Source organism: Escherichia sp. MOD1-EC5950 (assembly GCF_002965345.1).
Lineage (GTDB): Bacteria > Pseudomonadota > Gammaproteobacteria > Enterobacterales > Enterobacteriaceae > Escherichia > Escherichia marmotae.
The window spans coordinates 1-2,732 of record NZ_PTSR01000072.1; the positions used below are offsets into that span (position 1 = coordinate 1).

4 protein-coding genes are annotated in these 2,732 nt (G+C 54.6%); 1 reads left to right on the forward strand and 3 read right to left on the reverse strand.

The features are described 5' to 3' along the window. On the forward strand, nucleotides 1-208 hold a 208-nt coding region (locus BEA93_RS25420), incomplete at its 5' end, for a hypothetical protein (protein WP_236942093.1). A 153-nt stretch (nucleotides 209-361) separates the two neighbouring features. Here BEA93_RS25420 and tnpC read toward each other — a convergent pair. From tnpC to tnpA, 3 genes are read right to left on the reverse strand one after another with little or no spacing between them, the layout of a single operon-like run. Beyond that, nucleotides 362-1,903 carry an IS66 family transposase gene (tnpC, locus tag BEA93_RS24070; RefSeq protein WP_105225215.1) on the reverse strand — a complete coding sequence of 514 codons (1,542 nt, stop codon included), beginning with the start codon at nucleotides 1,901-1,903 and terminating at the stop codon, nucleotides 362-364. Nucleotides 1,904-1,945: 42 nt separating this feature from the next. Next, nucleotides 1,946-2,326, reverse strand: a complete 381-nt coding sequence (gene tnpB, locus BEA93_RS24075) for an IS66 family insertion sequence element accessory protein TnpB (protein WP_089620052.1) — start codon at nucleotides 2,324-2,326, stop codon at nucleotides 1,946-1,948. After that, nucleotides 2,313-2,642 (reverse strand): IS66 family insertion sequence element accessory protein TnpA, encoded by a 330-nt coding sequence (tnpA, locus tag BEA93_RS24080; protein WP_021519736.1) that lies wholly within the window; start codon nucleotides 2,640-2,642, stop codon nucleotides 2,313-2,315. Before tnpA ends, tnpB begins: the two co-directional genes overlap by 14 nt. Nucleotides 2,643-2,732: the final 90 nt, after the last annotated feature.

Consider the following 2,732-nt stretch of genomic DNA (forward strand, 5'->3'; position numbering starts at 1 on the left):
GTATCGTTCCGGCGAACTCATATTGACGCATTTTTCAGGCGAGCCACTGGCAGCGCATACGATTGATCACCGTCTGACGATGGTTGATTTATTTTGTTGCACAGGGGCGAGCGCCGGGCAGGTACCGGCGGCGGGCTCTGAAGTACTGAGTCGGGTAAATGCGTCAGGTCGTGAAGTACTGACACGGGTATTGGTGGCAGGTAAATGAAGTCCTTCCCCGGGAATGGCTCCAGGCTGATTCAGGTTCTGACTCACTGTCAGCCCGCGTGGTCGCTGCTCTGGCTCATTTCCTGTCGTCAGGCGTTCAACTCCCGACTGCGGGTTATGGCCCGCTGCACGAACACCTGATGGCAGGTATCACTCACCCGGAGAAGGTAAATCCCTCAAGGGGCAGCAACTCTGCCAGTCGGTCTTCCGGCCACTCCGGTAGACGCGTCAGAACGTCTGTCAGCCAGGCATGCGGCTCCAGACCATTACGTTTTGCCGTTTCCAGAAGGCTCATTATCTGTGCCGCGCGGTTCCCGGCCATCAGTGAACCGGCGAATAACCATGCTTTCCGCCCCATGACCACCGGGCGGATGGCACGCTCGCAGATATTGTTGTCCAGGGGCACAGCTCCGTCCCCCAGGAAGCAACTCAGTTCATCGCGCCGCTTCAGAATATAGTTAATCGCCTTATTTAATGGGCCCTCAGGCGGACAACACGGCTCCTGCTCTTCAAGCCAGGCAAACAGGTCGTTCACTATCGGCCGGGAATACCGTTGTCGCCACTGCCGTATTTTTTCCACAGGTCGGTCGCGGATGAGTTTCTCAATGCGGTAAAGGCCGGCGATTTTTCTCAGCGCCATGGCTGCACGGGGCTCCCTGCTGGCCTTATACAGATTTGCGAAGCCGCGTCTTGCGTGGCTCCAGCAACAGGCGGATGTGATACCGGGGTGATTATCCGCCAGAGATTTGTACACGCTGTATCCGTCACTCACCAGCGTGCCACCACGCCAGCCCTGCAGCCAGGCCTCAGGATATCTGAGGGCCCGTCCGGTCTGCGAGTCAAAACAGACGACCGGCGGGCCGCTTCTTTCTCCGCTGACGTAAGCCCACAGCCAGCCGGAGCAGGACTTACCGCCTTTCCGGGTATCAAGGAGCCTCAGGGACGTTTCATCAGCATGAATAACATCCCGTGTCAGAAGCTCATGGCGTAACAATTTTGCCAGCGGTGCCAGTGCAGCTCCGGCGACACCAACCATATCCGCCATTGTACTGACGGGAACCTCCACCCCCATTCGGGAGAAGATATGCTGCTGGCGATACAGGGGAAGATGGTCGGTATATTTGCTGATGACAACCTGTGCGACGACCGATGGCTCAACAGCACTTTTCGGAAGGATATGTGCCGGCATTTTTCCGCTGAACACTTTCTCACAGCAGGGACAGCTGTACTGCGGACGGATATAGCGATTGACCACAACCTGTGCGGGGATATATTCCATTTTCTCGCTGACTTCATTGCGAATGAAGTGCAGGGATTCATTACATTCCGGGCAACGTTCTTCTGCTGCCGGGATAACCTTTTCAACCCGGGGAAGATGTGAGGGTAAAGCTTTACGAACAGGACGTGTTGTTGTTTTTTCTTCGTCCCCGGTCTGAGGAAGCAGTCTGTCCAGATACGCCGAGATTTCTGCGATATCCGCGTCAACATCCTCTTCGAACAGGGAACGCTGCATCCCGGCCAGTGATTCGCATTTTTTACCAAAACGCTGCTGGCGTGCGAGCTTCATCTGCTCTTCCAGGATGCGGATACGGTTCTGAAGTTCTGCATTCTCAGCCATGACTTTTTGCACCATGGCAATTGCCAGAGCGCGAAGCTGTTCAGGGTCACTGGTGGTACTGAGAAGCGAGATATCCATGCGGTGGATTATATGACATCACGCATGGATATTCATTATATTTCATTGAGTTATTGCATTGCTCTGAGCATCTGCAGGTTCTTCCTGGTACACCCATTTTGCCAGGTCATGGCCATTCACCTGCTGCCAGTCAACTCCACAGACCAGCCAGTGAAACTCATCCGGTGTGAGATGCCATGTGGCATCACCTTTCCGGGGCCAGCGGAAGGTTCCCCGGTGCAGTCGTCGGGTACACAGCCATACGCCATGTTTGTCCCACCGGAGAACTTTTATGCGGGAGCGTGCTTTATTGGTGAAGACAAAAGCTGCACCGTCATGCCATGCAGCGTTAAGTTCGTTCTGGACGTACTGTGTCAGGGTATCGATACCCCGGCGCATATCGACAGGAGTGACGACCAGGAATACGTTATCAGGTGTCAGCATGGCGAAGAGCCCGGAAAACATCGGTTAACTGAGAAGGCTGGCAGCACATCCGGATCCCCCCGGGCAGGAAGAGCGTGACAGGGTCATCTGACAATGGTCTGCCATCATCCATACCGGGGGCACCAGACACAGAAACAGGAATAATTTCTGGTGCTCTGGCCCGCTTTTCTGCTTTTGCGACATCCTGCGGCCACTGGCGCAGGGATTTAAACGGAATGTCGTAAAGTTCACAGTACTGTTCACGGGTAAGGCCGCTGGCGCGCCATGCAGCAACGTGATGTTTTTTCTGATCAAGCGTCCATCGCATCCTGGGCATTGTTTTCTCTCCACAGAAGGAAGTTATACGAATACCGGAATGCTAATGGCGTGAAAATTTCTGTGAAGATGAGGTCACCGGAACATTACG

Bases quoted from the DNA above. Each gene is read 5' to 3' on its own strand.
- tnpC (WP_105225215.1), bottom strand. From the start codon at position 1,903: ATGGATATCTCGCTTCTCAGTACCACCAGTGACCCTGAACAGCTTCGC.
- tnpB (WP_089620052.1), bottom strand. From the start codon at position 2,326: ATGCTGACACCTGATAACGTATTCCTGGTCGTCACTCCTGTCGATATG.
- tnpA (WP_021519736.1), bottom strand. From the start codon at position 2,642: ATGCCCAGGATGCGATGGACGCTTGATCAGAAAAAACATCACGTTGCT.